This window comes from Panacibacter ginsenosidivorans, from assembly GCF_007971225.1.
GTDB lineage: Bacteria > Bacteroidota > Bacteroidia > Chitinophagales > Chitinophagaceae > Panacibacter > Panacibacter ginsenosidivorans.
In genome coordinates, this window is sequence record NZ_CP042435.1 from 2,346,581 (window position 1) to 2,365,615 (window position 19,035).

Genomic DNA, 19,035 nt, shown 5'->3' on the forward strand with positions numbered 1-19,035 from the left:
CTCCTCAATGATTATTGCAACCGTAAATTATCTTCTCTGCAATACAGGCACAGCCATCATACCTGCAGCGTCACGTGGATCGATAGATTGCATATCACCGGGACGATTGAAACGGTAACGTCTGCCGGTAATACTACCCATAACTGTTAATGCTGTTTTACCAGTATATTCAAAAACACTGTTAGTGTTTTGCTGCATCGCAGGTATCATTTGTGGTTTTGGTTGAGTTGCTGCAACATTGCTTTGCTGGCTGTATTCGTTTCTTTTTTTTCCGCAATTACACATAGGTTATGATGTTTTATCTTTAGGTATATATTTCAAAGTTGAGTTATGTTGTTATCGTACAAGTGTGCGACGCAACAGGTGCTTAATAATTATTTTGTAGCCGGGTTCAAAAAACTATTATACAAAATACAAAAAAATTAATCTTCATAATAATCAGTTTTTGGAGGCTGATCATTTTTTGTAGTTGCCTGTTCTAATAAACATGCGGCACCGGAAACCGCAAGCCACACTAAAATTTTTTCGTACCAGTTTGTGCCTAACCAAATGCCAAATGGTAATGCTATCCAGATGCTTAAGCAATAAAAGCAGTCGAGCAGGCTTCCGAAAAAACCTGCTCCTGCTCTTTTGCGCATTAAAAAAATAATATCGAACGGGCCGTCTTCCTTACCCAGCATATGGGTAATGCGCCAGACCGCTAAAACAGATAATATGAGATAAAGAATATTCATCAGCTAAATAAATATACTTCTAAATATTCTGAACTAAAAGCATGGGCAGGTTTATTATGACCTGCCCTGCTTTTAATGTTACTGTTATGGATTTACATTAGTGTTGTGAACAAGTGCAAACGCTTTTACATCGCTTGAATCATAACCAATGCGGCCCCATCCATCAGTGGCAGTTGCATATACATTAAGCACTTCAGCAAAAGCTGCATCATCGCAGGTTCCCAATAAAGTGCTAACATGTTTGTCAGAATCAAACTGGTCAGTAGTGCCATTATAAGAATACGCTTCTGCGGAAGCTGCACCATTATCAAGCACTGTAACAGCAGGTGAATTGCTTACATTACCAGATACATCGTGCACATGACCAGAACTTCCTTTTGTGATACTGAAATCAAAATATGCAAAATCATTTTTCTGGAAAGCTTCGAATGCAATATGTGCCAATGCTGTGTTTTTATGATGATAAGGAATCATACCGCATGGCCCTGCAGCATGTGTGCCTACAGTAGTTTCATGAATAACTGCATGCGTTGGATTATTGTCAACTCTTATGGTCATTTTAAAACCAAGCAGGTTATTACTTGCATCAAGCAATTGGTTTACCGCGGGTGCAGGAACTGCATCAATAAATGGATCCGTGAATGCCGCAGTTTTTGTTGGATCTAATACTTCTAAAGTTGTGCCCAATGCAGAGAGGTTAACCTGTGCACCAGTTGCATCATAGAACTCTAATTTAAGATCATACAACCCATCTGCAAATGCTGTTACGTGACCATTGATGTCAAAAGTATTTAATGGATAAGTATTCAAGTACGCAGTGGCGGTATCTGTTCTTGCATTAAGTGTAAACCATGTATTGATACCTGGCGCCGGAACATTTTCTGTTTGTATTTCAAAAAGGTCAGCATTAACTAATGGTGTAGTTGTACCAGTCTGGTAAGCTTTAGGGCCTAAATTATAGGTAAGGAAACTGTCAGGACTTTCATGAAAATAATAGCGGTCAACACTTTGATTCATATTATGCCAGTTGGCTTCTATATCCGCGTCCGCATGAGCTTTATATCTCCAGCGATAATATTTAACACCAATGCCTGTTAACGCATCACCAAACATTACATGTGGTTCAATACTTCCACTGAAAGGACCTGTATTGCTGTGACCATACCAGAGATCAGGAGCAAGACCAAAGTCTGTCCCGCTTTGGGCAACACGACTTGCATTGATATTATTACCTAATGTTGTTACCACAACTTTGTTACCGTATATAGTTGGTGTATTAGGACATGGTATACGTTGGTCATTTACATAAATATCTACTTCGGTATTGCATGCATAATCCCAATGTGTACCGCAAGAAAGACCGGGATTATAAACATAAGTCCATACGCCATTTATAAGATATTCAACACTGAAATACAAATCCGGTTTATCGCCGCAGCATAAGTACCACATATCAGCTTCAAACCAACCATTGGCATCTGTTTCAACCACTGCAACTTCAGTGCAGGTAAGCCACCAGGGGTACAGCCAGCACCAGTATGGATAAAGCAACTTATAATTCTGCAACAGGTAATCTTTTACCAGGTAAGATGAATTGGAATAAAGCGATGTAATATTTTGTTGCGGAAGAGACATTGAAAGATCTGCAGCCGTTTTGCTTATTGCTGCATCTTCTTTAAAAGCTGCAGTACGCATAGCAGTTTTGCCCGTAGTAGCGGCTAAATTCTTTATGGCTGGGTTTACTCTTATAACCTGGTCTGGTGGCGGATCGGGAAGGTGCCAGTTAATTGCCTTGGCAAGTATATCATCACGCAGTTTTAAAATTTCTACATCAGGCAATTTATAAATATACCAGTAGATAGGATCTACTTCGCAAATATGCACCCTTGCTTTGTAAACAGGCTGGTATTTGTCGCCACAATAGTTAAATACACGGCCCCTGATATGGCACGTACAAAACAGCCACCAGCACCAGATGTAATTTGGAATAGGATTAAGTACAATTGGTCCTTCAGAAGGAATTTCTCTCGGAATGCTTATTTCGTAATTACCGCCTTTCTCAAGATTATCAAGCGAAAGCTTTGTTTTTCTCTGATCGATATAAGGCGTTAAGAAAATGCGCTTTGTTCTTGCATCTTCTGAAGAAAAAGGAAGTGAAAAATAATTTTCACTAACAGGTGACTGATACACAAGTTGTTTGTTTCTGTCAAATACAGCAACCTGGTAATTAATAGCTTCGTTTGGTTTTTCGTCAAACTGCACATGGAATTGTAATTCCTTTTGATCGTAATTTTTCATTGTTGATGATTATGGTGTAAAAAATAGGTAAGCGAAGATTTTTGTTTACCAACTTCATGGCCATTCCCTAGTGGGAATGGCGCATGCAGTGGTAATGGTCTGTTGGTTGAGTGGTTTTCATTGGCTAGAATAGGTGGTGGTTTTCATTCGTCGGCAATTAAAAAGTTATGTTGGACTAAAACGGGCAACGTTCATTTTCGAAACACAAAGTAAATACGATTGTAAAGCCTGTACAAGGTGATTATACACAAAATGCATGGTGATTTTCCACGAATACTTTTAAGTAGTTTTACTCACACCGTAAATGAAGTGAAAGGAAATCTTATAATATTACAATCTTGCATTAGTAGATTTGCATTTTAAAAATGGTATACAATTATTTTGTACCGCACAGCAGAATAAAGATTGGGCTTTTGTTGCGTCGCACTCTTGTACTTGTTGAAAAAGTTTCATCAGTTTACATGTTTACGAGTTCAAGGTGTTTAACAACTCTGAAATTTTTGAAACAGCGAACTCGGGAACTTGTTGCTTTTCTTCCGAACGTACAAGTGAGTGACACAACAGGAGATGCCATAAAAAACAAAAGCTGGTAACAAAAAAATAACGCATGCAGCAAACAGATTTTTTAGTGATCGGTTCAGGAATTGCAGGATTGACTTATGCTTTGAAAGTGGCGAAAGCTTTTCCGGAAAAGAAAGTTATTGTTATAACAAAAACACAGGCAGATGAAACAAATACCAAGTATGCGCAAGGTGGTGTTGCAGGCGTGTGGGATGAAGAGAATGACAGTTATGAAAAACATATAGAGGATACATTAATTGCAGGTGATGGTTTATGTAATGAAAATGTAGTGGAGATTGTTGTAAAAGAAGGACCTGAACGCATTAAAGAAATTATTGAATACGGTGCACAGTTTGATAAAACAGAAAGCGGCGAATATGCATTGGGTATGGAAGGCGGCCACAGCGAGCACCGGATATTACATCACAAAGATGTAACGGGGAAGGAAATGGAAAGAGCGTTGCTCTTGCAAGTGAAGCAACATAAAAATATTGAACTCATCAATCATTGCTTTGTGGTTGATATTATTACGCAGCATCACCTTGGTTATCTTGTAACAAAATCAACAACTGATATTACCTGCTATGGTGTGTATGTGTTAAATCTTCGCTCTAATAATATCGAAAAGATTATTGCCAATATTACATTACTTGCAAGCGGTGGTTGTGGGCAAGCTTACAGAACAACAACAAATCCAAAGATAGCAACGGGTGATGGTGTAGCTATGGTATATAGAGCGAAAGGCAAAATAGAAAATATGGAGTTCATTCAATTCCATCCCACAGCATTGTATGAACCCGGTGTATCTCCATCATTTCTGATAACAGAAGCAGTACGTGGCGATGGAGGTATACTGCGTACCAAAGATGGCGAAGCTTTTATGGAGCGATATGATATACGCAGAGATCTTGCACCCCGCGATATTGTTGCACGTGCCATAGACAGTGAAATGAAGCGTACGGGTACAGAGCATGTGTATCTTGACTGCAGGCATATGGATGAAAAAAAATTCATTCATCATTTTCCCAACATTTATGAAAAATGTAAAAGCATTGGCATTGATGTAATGAAACAAATGATACCTGTAGCACCTGCTGCGCATTATAGTTGCGGCGGAATAAAAACCGATGAGTGGGCAAGAACATCTATACTGAATTTATATGCAGCAGGTGAATGTGCCAGCACAGGATTACATGGAGCAAACAGGCTTGCAAGTAACAGTTTACTGGAAGCAATGGTATTTAGTCACCGGGCATATCTTGATGCTGTTGAGATATTGAAACAAAAAGAGATTGACAATGCGTCTTTACAAATTAATATTCCTGACTGGAATGCCAGTGGCACTACAGATCCCAAAGAAATGATCCTGATAACACAGAGTTTAAAAGAACTTCAGCAGATCATGAGTGATTATGTAGGTATCGTTCGCACTGATGTGCGTTTAGAACGTGCGATGAAAAGAATAGATCTTCTGCATGAAGAAACTGAGCAGTTATATGAGAACACAAAAGTTTCTCCCCAACTTTGCGAACTAAGAAGTTTGATTACTGTTGGTTATCTTATAGTAAAAGGTGCGCAATTCAGAAAAGAAAGCAGGGGTCTTCACTTTAATACAGATCATCCTCAAAAGAGTGTGCTTTTACAGAATGTAGTATTGTAAACAGAAACTTATTTATGTATTATATCGTTTTTGGATTTCTTTATTTACTCTCCTTACTTCCTTTTGGTGTATTATATATTTTTAGCGATGCTATTTACCTGTTGGTTTATTATGTGATCAAATATAGAAGAGATGTGGTAGCTAATAATCTTTTAATAGCCTTTCCTGAAAAAACAGTAGCAGAAAGAAAAAAGATTGAGAAAGATTTTTACAAAGGATTCATTGATAATTTTATTGAGACCATTAAACTCTTCTCCATGAGTGGTGATGAATTGAATAAAAGATTTGTCGGCAATTTTGAAGTGGTGAATGACTTACACGCAACAGGAAAAAAAGTTCAATTACATTCCGGGCATTTTTTTAACTGGGAGTTTGCCAATGCCGGTTACTCGCATAATTTTATTTACCCGCTTATTACTGTTTATATGCCCATCAGCAATAAAATTCTTGACCGCGCTTTTATTTATATGCGCAAAAGATTTGGTGCCATACTTATTCCGGCAACGGATTTTAGTAACAGCTTTTTGCCATACAGCAAAACACAGTATTGTCTTGCACTTGTAGGCGATCAGAATCCAGGCGGTCCCGACAAAGCATACTGGACAAAATTTTTTGGCAAAATGACGCCCATTGTAAAAGGTCCGGAACGCACTGCAAAAATTAGCGATACGGCTGTTGTTATGTGCAATTTCTATAAAGTAAAACGCGGTTACTACAAAAGCGACATGGTATTACTTACCACTGATGCACGCAGCTTACCCCATGGAGAGATTACCAGGCAGATGATAAGTTTTGTTGAGCAATCTATACGCAATAATCCTTCCTGTTATTTGTGGAGCCACCGCCGTTGGAAATTTGAATTTGATGAAGAAAAGTTCGGTAAGATGGTAGTTTAAAATTTATGGACCGGGCTTTTAAATAAATATTAAACTGTTGTTGCGTCGCACACTTCAACACTTATACCGTTATGGAACTATTTTCAAATGGAAGTTTTGGTGCCTAGGTCAAAATAAAAAATTGAAGTTTTCTAATTAACAAATCTTAGAAATTAAGACTTAGTAAAATCGCTAAGGGAATGCTTTCAAAAGCTGTTAAAATGTCGCTGGAGCTTTGTGTTGTTTGCGAACTAACCAAAGTATCAAGCTACCTATCCAGCCGATAGAAACAAGAAAAATTTTAAAATATTCCAGTGAGGAAGTGGTTGTATTTTGAAAAACATAGTTCCATTCAGCGAACACGTATTTTAGTATATCGAAAATAATACCTGGCATTTCAAATTAATTTCTACAGGTAAAGCTTGCGCGAAATAATGGTGCGTCAAGTATTTTTATTGAATTATAATCTTAATTTAAGCTTTTATTTTTAGCAACTTATAAATAATATGAAATAATATATATTTTATGTTGTTGCTTTATTTGCGTAAAGGCAGTACAATATATAAAAATGGGGTATAAGAGTTTTAAGATCTCATCATATTTAAGCTTTACTCGCTTTTATTGTATAACACCCGACTAATAATGCAGAAATATTTTTTATTTAAATGTATTGTAACCAGAAGCACCCCCTCATTTCTTATATCTTTCTTTAAAAAATAATTGGGGAATAAAAGATTATTGGTTAGTATGTATAAAGGCAAGATTACTCCGCCATAGATATCGTCGGGTTTAGCTCTAAAGCCAAGTTATCCAAAGATTCTACAATTGAGGCATCTTCAGCATATTTGCTTTTAAGAGGAGCAGCCTTCAATAGTTTCAAATATGCATAACCTATAACGCTCGAAATTAATGTAGCACCTATAATACTTACTTTAGAAATAACCTGCAAAGATTCTACACTAAAGGCAAGTGTAGAAGTAAAAATTGACATGGTAAACCCAATACCACCAAGCATTCCTATGCCCCAAAGCTGTTTGTAATTAGTATTAGAGGGTAAGGAAGCGATCCCGGCTTTTGTTGCGATATATGAAAATAAAAATATCCCCACAGGCTTTCCAATGATCAATCCAAGCATTACGCCATAGCTTACGGACGAATCAAAAACATTACTAAAATCAGATGGCAGAAGTATTGCCGTATTTGCAAGCGCAAATAACGGCATAATAATAAAATTTACTGGAAAATGTAAAATGCGTTCAAGCTTTTCAAGCTTTGATAAGGGCATTGAGAATGCCATCATAACTCCCGCTATAGTAGGATGTACGCCTGAATTAAAGAGGCAATACCATAAAGCAACACCTGGAATAATATATAAAAATATCCTTTGCAGTTTCAGGTAATTAAATAATAATACCATGCCTATAGAACCTATAGCACCTAACAGGTAGATTAATTGTATTTTAGATGTATAAAAAACTGCAATTGTTACTACTGCACCAAGATCATCTATAATAGCAAGTGCCGCCAAAAATATTTTAAGCTGTACAGGGACTTTTTTACCTAACAGTGATAGTACACCAAGCGAAAAAGCAATATCTGTCGCCATGGGGATACCCCATCCATGATGGTAATCTGTATTGCCATTAAAAAAAGTGTAAATGATTGCCGGACAAACCATACCTCCGAATGCAGCAAGTACAGGTAATAATGATTTTTTTATTGAAGCAAGCTCTCCTATAGTCAATTCTCTTTTGATTTCCATTGCCACCAAGAAAAAGAACAAGGTCATTAACACATCATTAATCCAACTTAAAGGGCTTTCCGGTAGATTAACACTTCCGGCTGTTATAGTAACACTCGTATGAAAAAAAGAAATATAGGCCTCACTGGTAAAAGAGTTATTAGAAAGAAAGAGTGAAATAATGGTAAATGCAATCAATATTATGCCAACAGACCTGCTGTCTTGTAAGAACTCCCTGATTGGAGTAATTACGTGATGATGCGCTATTGATAGAACTTTTCTATGCATATTTTTAAATATTATAATAACACTTAATGTATTACAATTTTTCAAAAATAGTAACAATTATGTTTTCTTTCAAATCAATATTTAATTTTGAAATTAATTTTTATTATTTTTTACGCTTAAATTATTATAAAATAAAATATTAAAGTAAATTAAATATAATAAATTAACTTATTAAAATTCTGAAGTACAAGTGTGCGACGCAACCTTGCTCAACTAAAGCATCACAGTTTGGATACAAATTTTTCTATCTACAAGCTTGTCTAAAAAATTAAGATCCCGGAACTCAATCCGGGATCTTTTATAAATTTTTCATGCATTTCCAAACTTAATCTATATAACCATGAACACCCATTTCAGGTATATCAAGACCAGCAATTTCGTCTGATTCCTTCACTCTTATTGGTGTTATCTTGTTAGATACTTTAAAGAAGACATACATGACTATAAAAACAAAAATGATACAGGCAACCACACCTATAAGCTCTGCAAAGAACTGGCCACTGTCGCCATAAAATAATCCTTTAACAGGCCCCGTTACCCCGTTCCATCCATCGCCGTAAGAGCCATCTGCAAAAAGTCCAAGTGCTAAACAACCCCAAGCTCCATTTGCGCCATGTACAGCAAATGCCCCAACAGGATCGTCTATTTTCAGCTTAGCATCAACAAAATTATACACAACAATCACCAGCACACCGGCAATTGCACCAATAATTACCGCAGATAATGAAGTAACAAATGCACAAGGTGCGGTAATTGCTACAAGGCCTGCTAAGAGGCCATTACAAAGCATTCCGGGATCTGGCTTTTTACCCGTTGCGTACAGAAATAATAATGCTGATAATGTACCACCTGTACCCGCCAGCATCGTATTTACAGCAACAACACCAATACGCAGATCACCACCGGCAAGTGTAGAGCCAGGGTTAAAACCAAACCATCCAAAAGCAAGAATAAAAGTACCAAGAATAGCCATTGGTATATTATGACCTGGGATAGTATTTACGGTGCCATCTTTGCCATATTTACCCACACGCGGGCCGATTACAATGGCACCCGCTAATGCTGCTATACCACCTACAAGGTGCACCACAGAAGATCCGGCAAAATCTACATGCCCATGACCCAATCCAAAATTAACACCTAACTGGGAGAGCCATCCACCTCCCCATACCCAGTTTCCATAAAGAGGGTAAACAAACATAGAGATGAACAACCCGAAAATAAGGAACGATTTAAAAGACCATCGTTCTGCCATAGAGCCTGTAGGTATAGTAGCCGTAGTATCCATAAACACCATTTGAAAAAGGAACAGCGTGTAAACACCTACATCATATACCTTACTATTTAGGAAAAAACCAACTGTACCCCAAATGCCAAAACTATGGCCAAACATTGTTATGGTGTATTCATTTGGAATTACCCCAGGCGCACCACCTAATGTAAGAGCGTTAAGGGCTCCTCCAAACATAAGTGCAAAGCCGCATATCCAGAAACCAATCATACCCAGCGCATATACCATGAAATTCATGCCCATTGTATGTGCCACGTTCTTTTTCTGTGTAAAACCGGTTTCAACAAGTGCAAAACCTGCCTGCATAAACATTACTAAAAAACCTGCGAGTAATGTCCACATAATGTTGATGGCAATTTTATTGTGCCCGTCAGCATTTGCTATTGTATTCACAGCGTCTACTACTTTGTTAAGTGTAGTATCACTGGTAGCTGCTACAGAGTCCATACCAAGATCTTTTATAGTACCGGTATTGGCGCCGCTAGCATCCTGAGCAAAAGAAGAAATACTACAAGAAAGAAAAAGTAGCAGAATCAGAGATTTTGTAAGCCGGTTAACTTTTTTACTAAAACCGGTAAGAATTTTCCCGAAGGGGTTTGCTTTCATTTTGAGATTTTTTTGGTGATGAATACAAAAGCAGCGGGCTAGAACTGATAAAAAATTTATCTGCTAACTTGAGAAATAAAATCCTCAATTAGCTTCATCCAAACAAATTGATTAGAAATGATATGTTGCAGCAAGAATGCCTGTTACTGTACTTTTTGTTCCTGAACCATCAGCCTTTTCAAAAATTTCTTCTGAGGAGTTGTCAAGCCTTATCTCAGGGATGATGGTAAGATTACCAACTTTGAAATTAGTGGAGAAAGTGAGGTCGAAAATGCTGCTGGGCATTTCGCCGATTGGTAAAAGACCTTTTTTATTATCGAAGTATTCGCCGCGTAATGTCAATCCAACTTTACTGCTTGGATCTACGTTAAAATACAATGCCGAACCCCACCAGCTTTTACTATCACCCCCGTCTGGCTTTGAAGAAGAAACAGTACCATTATATCCAATACTGAACTTATCACTAACCGCACCTGTAACAACAAGGTCAAACTGGTTAGTGCTGCCGCCGCTGCCCCAATTAGCACCCTGAAAATTCAGGTATCCCTTTAGTTTTCCACTTTTGGTACCCGTGCTGAATTGTGCAATAATATATTTTGTGGAAGAAGTGGTGGTAGAATTATCCGTTGGATTAGCAATACCTACCATAAAAGCAGAAGTGCCACCTAAAGAAACATCTGCTTTTAATCCCGTATGAAAGAAAGGTCCATAAGAAAACATATAATCCATACTATAGTTTCTGTTAAGATAGGCATCAACAAGCTCGTATCCAACATGGGTTGCCCATTTACCCATCGTAAGTTTGAACTTGTCAGTTACAGCATAGCTAACGTACAGTTGCTTTACATTTGAAAGGGAGAAAAATGAGTTATTCACCCCATCGTTATAAGAAAAATCCTGGGCCCTTCGTCCAAAACCAAGATCTGCAAAAGCATTTGCTTTTCCAAAACTGTGAGATGCCTGTATGCTGGCCATACCAAGCTCGAAAGAACTTTGTGAATTTGTAAAACTGGTATAATTGTTATAAACCCCTTCTGTTTTGGGATTTGAAAAATTATACCTGTAATAAACGTCCACAGAACCTGTAATAGTTACGGGCGGTGGAGTTGAAGCAGAATCAAACTGAGAAAATGCTGAAAAAAAAGAAGCCAATAAAATGCACGTTGCAAGAGATTTCTTTAGCATGTAACTTGATTTAAGAGTTAAATAATAAATTCCTGTTTTTTCACATGAAAAATTTCATATGCCCAAGTATTCCTACCCTTTAATCAAGCAATCATTAGTCAATCGGTGTTAATTTCGGTAAACTATAATAGGTTATGGATTTGAAGGCAGTTCAACATTAATATATCAGCATTAATGGTTTCATATCCAAACCTAATTCTGACAAAGTACCTGAAGAACCTCTAATAGCAATTGAAAATTAAAATATTTCAATTCAAAAAAGAGGATTTGGAAATCCTCTTTTTTAAATAATTTGTTTGTATTAAACTGACAAGTCTTCTGCGTTCTTTTCAGTTATTGCACCATTTGTGGTAACCAAAAGTGTACCCTGTAAATATTTTTCGTTATGCTGGCTTTCATCAAGACCCCTATCTTCTTCTTCAGCACTAACACGTAAGGGTAAAATAAAACTAATGAACTTGAAGATTAGGAATGAAACAATAAAGCTATAAGAAACAGCAATCAGCATTGCCTTTAATTGTATGAAGAAAAAGTCCGGATTTCCATACCACAGGCCATCATTCCCAGCAGGATTAACAGATTTTGTAGCAAAAATACCAGTCATCAACATACCTACCATACCACCTATACCGTGGCAAGGAAATACGTCTAATGCATCATCGAGTCTTGATTTAGATTTGTAATACACTGCAAGGTTCGAAATAATTGCAGCAACCGCTCCTATAAAGATGCTTTGAGGGATTGCTACAAATCCGGCGGCAGGAGTAATTGCAACCAAGCCTACCACTGCCCCTATGCAGAATCCAAGTACAGAAGGTTTTTTACCTTTTACAACGTCAAAAAACATCCATGACAAGCCTGCTGCTGCGGCGGCTGTGTTTGTTGTAGCGAAGGCAGATACAGAAAGAGAGTTTGCAGCACCTGCAGAACCGGCGTTAAAACCAAACCAGCCAAACCAAAGTAACCCAGTGCCTATAAGTACATAAGGGATATTAGCAGGGGGAATTTCAGTATGCGCCATGTGAACTTTTCTTCTTTTCAGGACTATTGCACCAGCAAGCGCAGCACAGCCTGCAGAAATATGAACTACAGTACCACCTGCAAAATCAAGAGCTCCCATTTTAAATAGAAAACCTTCTGGGTGCCAGGACCAATGTGCAAGTGGGGCATATACCAGTATACAAAACAATACGCTAAATAAAACATAAGCCGTAAAACGTATACGCTCTGCTACAGCCCCAACTACAAGCCCGGGAGTTATTACTGCAAACATTAATTGAAACAAAGCAAAAAGTGTTAAAGGAATAGTTGGAGCAAGACTCCAAGGTGCACCCGAAGCAACATTTTTGAAGAATAAATGATCCATCGGATCCCCAATAAATCCACCAATATCTGAACCAAAACATAAACTATAACCAACTACGACCCAAATTACACTTACTACACCCGCAGCGATAAGGCTTTTGATCATTGTAGATAATACATTCTTCCTGTGCACCATACCGCCATAAAAAAAGGCTAAACCAGGAGTCATTAAAAAAACCAGCGCTGTTGCAACTATAAGCCAGGCTGTATCTGCTGCATTATATTTTCCTTCATCATTAAAGGCAGGTAATGAAGGGATAAAAATGCTGGTTATCGCAACCAATGCCAGAATTAAAAATGGAGCAATTTGCGAAAAGCTAACTTTCTTCATAGCGGGTTATTTTTGTATTAAAAAAAAATATATGCATTATTATGAAAGTAAAATTACACGTTTATTCAATAATTACTTAAAAGTAACCCCATTTTTTTTGCATTTATAGATTATTATTTGAAAAATTTTCAAATATATTGTCTTAATCATTGAATTTCTATTAGTTCTACAAAACATATATTTTACAATAATGTGTTATTCGATTAAATATGTTTTCTATTGCAATAGGGTTTCAAAGAAATTTGGAGCAAAAAATATATGACAGTATTTAAAACCAGTCAATTTGATTCTTCGTATTTACAATAATTCATTTGAAAACATCATATTTTATATAGCGGGGTTTTTTTAAGATGAACATGGGTTGCTTAAAAGCAACCCTTTTTTCATAGATTCGCAAAAAATTAAAGTGAGGCTGATATTCTTTGTACCAGGTGTTATATGGGTAATAATGATTTTCGTTTTACTAATTATGCCTGGAACAGACATCCCTTCAAATGATTTTTTTGAACTTATTTATTTTGATAAATGGGTTCATTTAGGGTTATTTAGTGTTTTAACTGTTTTATGGGCATATCCATTCTTTGGATCAAAACCTTTGTCTGCCAGAATACTTGTCCTGGTTACATTATCTGCAACAGCTTATGGAATTGCGATGGAATTTGTGCAGAAATATTATGCTACAAGCCGTAGTTTTGATCTGACCGATATGTTGGTTGATGCAATTGGTTCATTGATTGGTGCATTCTTTATATTAAAATTTCTATCCAAAAGAAGATAAAGTTTATAAAAATAGGCCCCTGTGGAAACAGGGGCCGCAACCAAAACTAACTGCTTATGAGAAAATTGACTAAGTTTAATGCTTTATAATTTTACAAACGAGATGCCAGAATATTTATATAGTATGTTAAGTATCTCCTAATAACTTTCTTACTGCTTTTTCTACCAATTTTCATCTCTCATTTATAGATGCAAATTTCATTCATAGTTTAATAAGAAAATGTTAAGTAAACGTCTTATTCTTGTTAATCCATTCTCTCTTTTTCATAGCACAATGAGGTATCCGAGCGTAATCGTAGCAGCGCCAGTATTGCTTTTCCCATTAATCTTATCTTTTTGAATAGGGATTAACCCATAATTACCTCCTGCAGAAAAAAACAAATTATTTTTATCAAAGATATTGCAAGCAAATCCAATACCCCCTTGTATTCCAATATTGAAATTTTTGATATTACCTTGTACGTCTGAAGTTGCATCAAAAGAAATTGCCGCAGGTAAAACAGGCTCGGCAAATTGATCGTTAAAATATACATTACTCAATCCATTAGTTACATCTTTTGCCCCCAATAAATAAGCAACATAGGGGCCGCCAGTAACAAAAAATGAAAAATTTTCTCCAAATGGAAAATAAAACTTTAGCAATACAGGTAATTCAAGATAATTCAACTTGGCTTCATTGTTATACTTCGCATAAAAATAATCTGGCACAGTTGTTCCAGGTGGAAAAAAATTTGCATAAGGAGCACTAGCAATAGCTTGCGTTCCATTCTTCTTCCCTCCTTGTGAAGAATAGTTAAGTTCAGCTTGCACATACAGTCTTTTATTAATTCCCATTTCGATAACAGCTCCGAAATATGGGCCTTGACGCGAAGACCATCCTTTACTTACCGGGTTATCACTTGAAGATTTTAGATTGGGTATGCTAATGCCTCCTTTAATACCTAAACGTAATGATGATTGTCCACTACACAAATTTCCAAACAAATAAAAAAACAACAGACAAAATGCTATTCTTTTCATGATGGCTTATTTTATTAAAGGTAAACCGAAGAATTACTACTTTAATATAGAAATGCATGAGGAAACTGAATAAAATACAATTTTTAAATCCGGCTTCCATATTTCACGCAAGCTTTTGTTGCGTCGCACACTTATACTTAAATATTCCTTGCTCAGCAAGACACATAGGTTGATAATAATATTCCCCAGCTGTGTAGGAAAATACACAAAATGACTGAGACCTCATATTTTCCCGACATTAAACAAACTGTCATTATATTAATTAAAAAACTCTTTTGCTCTATCCATTAATCCGCCACCAAGGTTACCAGTTCCCTGAAATTTAGAAATTATGTTTTGAATGTCTATAACACCATTACCTCCAGACAATTTTTGGATTATATCGCCCAGATCAAAACTTTTGTCATTAGGGTCATTCGTTTTACTTATGAATTTGTTTAAAATAGAAGGCAGCAAATTACTTGCAATACCACCAGCCTGATTATTGTCAAGACCAAATTTGTCCATAAGGCTTTGAACAAATCCGCCATGAATATTTTGCGCCACAGGAGAAGCAACCGCATTACCACCTTTGAACAAGCTTACCACATCATTTATATTTCCGTTGACAAGAGCCTCTCTTAAACCGTCTACAATAGAATTGGATGCATAAGATATAGCTTCGTCATTTCTCTCGTTTGGTATAGCAGTATTATTAATTATAGCATCACCTGCATTCTCCTTTACTAAATTTAAAAGATTCTCGAACATGGCAATTGATGTTAGTTTTAAAAATGAGTAACAAAAAAATTTTACATTTACTTTTTCAAGGTAACTATTATTAGCCTGGTTTTATAAATTCAGTTTAGTAATCCGCGATAAAAAAACTTCATAATATAATTGGAAGTTAAAGTGTGCGACGCAACGACAGATGCCATGAAACACCAAAGATGGCAACATAAATAACTACAATTTTCATTACCCCGAAATAAAATAGTAGAAATAAAAAAGTGCTTTTAAAAATATTACCGCAGTTTTTGCAGTGCTGCTTCCAACTGTTCAAACACCGGATCAATTTCTTCCAGGTGGCAAGTGCCTACGCTAAGGCGGTACCATGGTGAGTTGCTTTCTGCTCCAAAAGCATAGAATGGGACAACGGCAAGCTTGGCTTCACCCAGAATATAATCAGTAGCATCATACTGCGTGGTTAAAATTTTGTTACCGTTACTTTTACCCCTAATATCAATTTTTATAGTAAGATAAATAGCAGCCTGCGGAGTTATTGCATCAACAGGAAATCCTTTTTGTTTTAGTTTTACGAACCCCTCATAAATCTTATGGAGCCTTTCTTCCAACGAAGCTTTGAATTTTTCAAGATACTTATTTACTGCATCTTTTTGCATAAGGAATGAAGCCACAGCTTTCTGTTCCGCCATTGGTGCCCATGCACCTACATGACTAAGTAATGCTTTCATTTTAGCAATAACATCGGAAGGGCCAAGGGCCCAGCCAACACGCACACCAGTTGCTGCAAAAACTTTTGATATACCATCTATAAAAATGGTGCAGTGCTTCATTTCGGGGCGCAAACTGAGTGGATTATAATGAACAGTATTACCATAAGTCAGTTTCCAGTACATCTGGTCAAACATTAGATAAACCTTTTTTTCTGTCGCGCTGCGGCTGGCATTTTCCTGCAATATAATATCACATATTTTCTCTAGTTCTTCTTTCTGTAGTGTAGTACCCGTTGGATTTTGAGGGGTACATAAACATACAAGTACTGCACCTTTTATGTTGCGGGCAATATCACCGGCATGCGGCATAAAATTGTTTTCCGGTGTTGCTTCAACCATGCAATGCTCTACACCATTCATACTGGAGTAATGATTATTATTCCAGGAAGGCACTGCATAAATAACTTTATCACCAGGGTCAGCTATTGTTTTAAATAATGTATAAATAAGTGGTCTGCCACCTGAAGCAATAAGTATCTCATTCATCTCAAAATTTAGTTGCTCATGCTCTTGTATAAAAAGTTTGACAGCTTTTCTAAGTTCATATATACCATCAGCAGGTGGATAGTTGGTGTAGTGGTTTCGATATGCCTCAATTATAAGTTCTTCAAGTTCGGAAGGTATGGGAAAAACGGAAGGATCAAAATCGCCTATAGTAAAATTGTATATTTTTTCACCCTGCCTTATACGTTCATTAATAGCGTTTCCCAACTTCACTATTTCAGATCCTTTAAGTGTTTCGGCCAGCTTACTGAGCTTATTCATAGAGTTTTGATTATGCATTGCAAAAATAAGCCCTGAAGCGTTTCGTTTAAGGATAAAAACAATTGTATAAAATTAAATACTCATGAAGAAAAGTTATTAAGGTGAAAAATCACAATCAGTATGGTGATTTTTCACCTAGTTCATAATATATTTAGCAGTTTATTTTGTATGTTCATAACAATTATTATTATAATCCCTAAAAACAAATTTTATGGCAACATGGCAAGAAGTAAAAACCAAAGTACAGGCATTCAGAACTTACGTTCAGGGCTTAACACCAACAGCGAGATCAGCAGCTAAATACGCCTTTTTAATTACGAAAGATGATATTAAAACAATGATCGACCAGGCTGGTGGTGTTCAACAGCTAGATGGATTAAGGGCTTATTTTGCTGCAGACATTATTGATGGGCAAATGGTGCCTACCATGTATGTTGTAGCTGTCCAGAAAGATGCAGCTGGCAATTATAATGATTATGATCTTGGAATGACGGTTCCTTCAGGATCTCAACCACTGACTGCAGATACAAGGCCATGTCCTAATATGTGCAGTACTGCCAATTTTTTAAACTCGTAATATTTGAAAATGTTTTTAAAATCATAGCAGATCTGCTAACATTTTTAATATGCAACTTCCTGAGTGGATTCTAAACTATACTGATACCTACATGCCGTTGCTAACCTTAATTATTTCCTTTCCTTTATTAAAGCGGATGAATAAAAAAGAATATATCCTGATTGCATATGTGATAACATGCTTCATAGTTTTTCTTATAAGTAATATAATGGCCGATAGAGGAGTGAACAATATGTTTCTTTACCATTTCTTTTCGCTTTTTGAAATGGCAGTTATCAGTTTTTACTTTTTAAAATCCTTATTGCACAAATCTCTCACCTTCTACTGGCTTATTTTGGCAGGATATAGTGTGTTCTGGCTGATTAATATTTTCATTTTTGAAAACCTCAAAATATTTAACAGCAATTCTTCTGTCGTCTCAAATCTCATAATACTTCTGGTTGCTATGTATTACCTCTTTGAACTTTCAAAAAGTGAAGATGTATTATATTTTCAAAGGCTCCCCGGTTTCTGGATTGCCAGTGCTTTTCTTGTATCTTGTGCATTAAGTATTTTTGGTTTTGTAGCTTATAAATACTTCCAGGGTATTAACTATAAAGACGATGCTAATAAAATATGGTTAGTACCATTGTTTTCCATCATCTTTAGATTTGTTTTTATTACAATCGGACTTTTATGTTACAGACGCCGCCATTCTATATCGTCAACCTGATCATTGCCGGCTGCGCGATAATACTATTCTTTCTTTTTTTCTTCTATCTTTTTTTCATACAATCACAGCGCCGCAGAATAATGCATCAAAAAGAAATGTTAGATCTCAAAGTACGTTATGAGCAAACTATTTTACAATCACAACTGGAGATACAAGAGCAAACATTTCGTAACATAAGCCAGGAAATACATGATAATATTGGCCAGGTGCTAAGTCTTGCAAAGCTTAACCTCAATACTATTCCACACGAAGGAGCTTCTGATAAAATTTCATTAACTGAAGAATTGCTGGGCAAAGCAATAAATGATCTGAGAGATCTTAGCAAAAGTCTGCATCCCGAAAAGATTTCCGACATTGGCCTTGTAAATGCTACACGCCATGAGCTTTTTACTTTTCAACGTGCCTCTAAAATAAGAACCGAACTCATTGCAGATGAAACAGAGATATCTATTGATGGTAATAAGTCTGTTATCATTTTTCGTATGATACAGGAAGCCCTTCACAACACGTTAAAACATGCAAAAGCAACTAATGTTACAGTAGCCATGCGCCAACATGGAACACAAATCATAATTGAAATAAACGATAATGGCAGCGGGTTTGACACTACTTCTATTAAAAGTACAGAAACAGGTATTGGTTTAAAGAGTATGGAACAACGCTGCAAACTTATCAATGCAACATTTTGCATAGATTCAATACCCGGTAAAGGCACTACTATACTATTGGTTATTAATAATAGCTAATTTTGAC

Annotated in this window: 15 protein-coding genes; 5 read left to right on the forward strand and 10 right to left on the reverse strand. The window is 36.5% G+C overall.

All coding sequences use genetic code 11. The annotated features are described in order from the left end of the window. Positions 1-27 precede the first annotated feature (27 nt). The 3 genes from FRZ67_RS09820 to FRZ67_RS09830 all read right to left on the reverse strand — a co-directional run bounded on the left by FRZ67_RS09820 (position 28) and on the right by FRZ67_RS09830 (position 3,032). Positions 28-285 carry a hypothetical protein gene (locus FRZ67_RS09820; RefSeq protein WP_147189378.1) on the reverse strand — a complete coding sequence of 86 codons (258 nt, stop codon included), beginning with the start codon at positions 283-285 and terminating at the stop codon, positions 28-30. Positions 286-422: 137 nt separating this feature from the next. Beyond that, entirely contained in the window at positions 423-734 is a 312-nt protein-coding gene (locus FRZ67_RS09825) for a DUF1360 domain-containing protein (RefSeq protein ID WP_147189379.1), read from the reverse strand. An 84-nt stretch (positions 735-818) separates the two neighbouring features. Next, a complete protein-coding gene (locus FRZ67_RS09830; protein ID WP_147189380.1) occupies positions 819-3,032 on the reverse strand; it encodes a hypothetical protein in 2,214 nt (737 codons plus the stop codon). A gap of 607 nt (positions 3,033-3,639) precedes the next feature. Here FRZ67_RS09830 and nadB point away from each other — a divergent pair. Both nadB and FRZ67_RS09840 read left to right on the forward strand, forming a co-directional pair. After that, positions 3,640-5,253: an L-aspartate oxidase gene (gene nadB / locus FRZ67_RS09835; RefSeq protein ID WP_147189381.1), complete on the forward strand. Its 1,614-nt coding sequence runs from the start codon at positions 3,640-3,642 to the stop codon at positions 5,251-5,253. A gap of 14 nt (positions 5,254-5,267) precedes the next feature. Continuing rightward, positions 5,268-6,149: a lysophospholipid acyltransferase family protein gene (locus tag FRZ67_RS09840; protein WP_147189382.1), complete on the forward strand. Its 882-nt coding sequence runs from the start codon at positions 5,268-5,270 to the stop codon at positions 6,147-6,149. 742 nt (positions 6,150-6,891) lie between these two features. Here the strand turns inward: FRZ67_RS09840 and nhaA are convergent. The 4 genes from nhaA to FRZ67_RS09860 form a co-directional block, all read right to left on the reverse strand. Next, positions 6,892-8,157, reverse strand: coding sequence for a Na+/H+ antiporter NhaA (nhaA, locus tag FRZ67_RS09845; protein ID WP_147189383.1), 1,266 nt, complete (start codon positions 8,155-8,157; stop codon positions 6,892-6,894). A 325-nt stretch (positions 8,158-8,482) separates the two neighbouring features. Then, on the reverse strand, positions 8,483-10,054 hold the full coding sequence (locus FRZ67_RS09850; protein WP_147189384.1) for an ammonium transporter: 1,572 nt from the start codon (positions 10,052-10,054) through the stop codon (positions 8,483-8,485). 111 nt (positions 10,055-10,165) lie between these two features. Further along, entirely contained in the window at positions 10,166-11,239 is a 1,074-nt protein-coding gene (locus tag FRZ67_RS09855; RefSeq protein ID WP_147189385.1) for an outer membrane beta-barrel protein, read from the reverse strand. A gap of 301 nt (positions 11,240-11,540) precedes the next feature. Beyond that, positions 11,541-12,935 carry an ammonium transporter gene (locus FRZ67_RS09860; RefSeq protein ID WP_147189386.1) on the reverse strand — a complete coding sequence of 465 codons (1,395 nt, stop codon included), beginning with the start codon at positions 12,933-12,935 and terminating at the stop codon, positions 11,541-11,543. A 469-nt stretch (positions 12,936-13,404) separates the two neighbouring features. Here FRZ67_RS09860 and FRZ67_RS09865 point away from each other — a divergent pair, with 469 nt between their 5' ends. Next, entirely contained in the window at positions 13,405-13,713 is a 309-nt protein-coding gene (locus FRZ67_RS09865; RefSeq protein ID WP_158638344.1) for a VanZ family protein, read from the forward strand. Between the two features lie 263 nt (positions 13,714-13,976). Here the strand turns inward: FRZ67_RS09865 and FRZ67_RS09870 are convergent, their stop codons facing one another. From FRZ67_RS09870 to FRZ67_RS09880, 3 genes are all read right to left on the reverse strand, one after another. Continuing rightward, entirely contained in the window at positions 13,977-14,732 is a 756-nt protein-coding gene (locus tag FRZ67_RS09870; RefSeq protein WP_147189388.1) for a porin family protein, read from the reverse strand. 258 nt (positions 14,733-14,990) lie between these two features. Beyond that, positions 14,991-15,482: a hypothetical protein gene (locus FRZ67_RS09875; protein WP_147189389.1), complete on the reverse strand. Its 492-nt coding sequence runs from the start codon at positions 15,480-15,482 to the stop codon at positions 14,991-14,993. A gap of 254 nt (positions 15,483-15,736) precedes the next feature. Beyond that, a complete protein-coding gene (locus tag FRZ67_RS09880) occupies positions 15,737-16,993 on the reverse strand; it encodes a pyridoxal phosphate-dependent aminotransferase (protein WP_147189390.1) in 1,257 nt (418 codons plus the stop codon). Positions 16,994-17,204: 211 nt separating this feature from the next. On the opposite strand from FRZ67_RS09880, the gene FRZ67_RS09885 reads away from it, so the two are divergent. Together FRZ67_RS09885 and FRZ67_RS09890 are read left to right on the forward strand one after the other, a co-directional pair. Further along, positions 17,205-17,570, forward strand: a complete 366-nt coding sequence (locus tag FRZ67_RS09885; protein WP_147189391.1) for a hypothetical protein — start codon at positions 17,205-17,207, stop codon at positions 17,568-17,570. A gap of 807 nt (positions 17,571-18,377) precedes the next feature. After that, entirely contained in the window at positions 18,378-19,028 is a 651-nt protein-coding gene (locus FRZ67_RS09890; protein ID WP_158638345.1) for a sensor histidine kinase, read from the forward strand. Positions 19,029-19,035 lie beyond the last annotated feature (7 nt).

Bases quoted from the DNA above. Each gene is read 5' to 3' on its own strand.
- FRZ67_RS09820 (WP_147189378.1), bottom strand. From the start codon at position 285: ATGTGTAATTGCGGAAAAAAAAGAAACGAATACAGCCAGCAAAGCAAT.
- FRZ67_RS09825 (WP_147189379.1), bottom strand. From the start codon at position 734: ATGAATATTCTTTATCTCATATTATCTGTTTTAGCGGTCTGGCGCATT.
- FRZ67_RS09830 (WP_147189380.1), bottom strand. From the start codon at position 3,032: ATGAAAAATTACGATCAAAAGGAATTACAATTCCATGTGCAGTTTGAC.
- nadB (WP_147189381.1), top strand. From the start codon at position 3,640: ATGCAGCAAACAGATTTTTTAGTGATCGGTTCAGGAATTGCAGGATTG.
- FRZ67_RS09840 (WP_147189382.1), top strand. From the start codon at position 5,268: ATGTATTATATCGTTTTTGGATTTCTTTATTTACTCTCCTTACTTCCT.
- nhaA (WP_147189383.1), bottom strand. From the start codon at position 8,157: ATGCATAGAAAAGTTCTATCAATAGCGCATCATCACGTAATTACTCCA.
- FRZ67_RS09850 (WP_147189384.1), bottom strand. From the start codon at position 10,054: ATGAAAGCAAACCCCTTCGGGAAAATTCTTACCGGTTTTAGTAAAAAA.
- FRZ67_RS09855 (WP_147189385.1), bottom strand. From the start codon at position 11,239: ATGCTAAAGAAATCTCTTGCAACGTGCATTTTATTGGCTTCTTTTTTT.
- FRZ67_RS09860 (WP_147189386.1), bottom strand. From the start codon at position 12,935: ATGAAGAAAGTTAGCTTTTCGCAAATTGCTCCATTTTTAATTCTGGCA.
- FRZ67_RS09865 (WP_158638344.1), top strand. From the start codon at position 13,405: ATGCCTGGAACAGACATCCCTTCAAATGATTTTTTTGAACTTATTTAT.
- FRZ67_RS09870 (WP_147189388.1), bottom strand. From the start codon at position 14,732: ATGAAAAGAATAGCATTTTGTCTGTTGTTTTTTTATTTGTTTGGAAAT.
- FRZ67_RS09875 (WP_147189389.1), bottom strand. From the start codon at position 15,482: ATGTTCGAGAATCTTTTAAATTTAGTAAAGGAGAATGCAGGTGATGCT.
- FRZ67_RS09880 (WP_147189390.1), bottom strand. From the start codon at position 16,993: ATGAATAAGCTCAGTAAGCTGGCCGAAACACTTAAAGGATCTGAAATA.
- FRZ67_RS09885 (WP_147189391.1), top strand. From the start codon at position 17,205: ATGGCAACATGGCAAGAAGTAAAAACCAAAGTACAGGCATTCAGAACT.
- FRZ67_RS09890 (WP_158638345.1), top strand. From the start codon at position 18,378: ATGTTAGATCTCAAAGTACGTTATGAGCAAACTATTTTACAATCACAA.